The organism is Piscirickettsia salmonis LF-89 = ATCC VR-1361 (genome assembly GCF_000297215.2).
Classification (GTDB): Bacteria; Pseudomonadota; Gammaproteobacteria; order Piscirickettsiales; family Piscirickettsiaceae; genus Piscirickettsia; species Piscirickettsia salmonis.
The window spans coordinates 1-528 of the sequence record NZ_AMFF02000228.1 but is presented as its reverse complement, the minus strand read 5'-3'; the positions used below and the strand labels follow the sequence as shown (position 1 = coordinate 528).

Here is a 528-nt window from a genome sequence, read left to right as displayed (position 1 = left end):
AGGTAGCGACGCTTACGAAAAGATCGTGATGTGATTGTGGATGGAGCTGTTGATTTTGCAAGTGCTGCTGGGCTTTTTGTTAAAGCGTTTGAGCTAAATAAAAGGAGGCTTTCTACATTGAACCGTTTCACACTAGTAAGTGATGGCAATGTTTCCCATAAAGAAAATACAAGCAAGGAGGACTTATATATTTTATCAGAGAGCAATGAGTTCACGGCAATTAAAAATAATAACGAAATTTATAACGGCTATATTTGGGATTTCGTTTCTTTGTATTCTGGGTTAAGTAATTTTCCTGAAGCGCTGCTCTCTTTAAAAGAAGGCAGAGCAAGCGCATATTAATGTATTTATTTATGCAACTATAATTAGCTTATTATAGTTGTAAAATTTAGGAGATGGAAATGAACGAGCGTTTAATGGCGAGCGAAAATGAATTTAATAAGGCTTACTCAAACTTTGAACTTTTTCATGAAATGCTAAAAAAAGCACAAGGTCGAGCGGCAGAGGAAACCGCCCTCCGTCATCTGA

General features: G+C 36.7%; 1 protein-coding gene. It reads left to right on the top strand.

The genetic code is table 11. The features are described from left to right. Positions 1-30 precede the first annotated feature (30 nt). On the top strand, positions 31-342 hold the full coding sequence (locus tag C200_RS13685; RefSeq protein ID WP_032126208.1) for a hypothetical protein: 312 nt from the start codon (positions 31-33) through the stop codon (positions 340-342). The last annotated feature ends 186 nt before the right edge of the window (positions 343-528 follow it).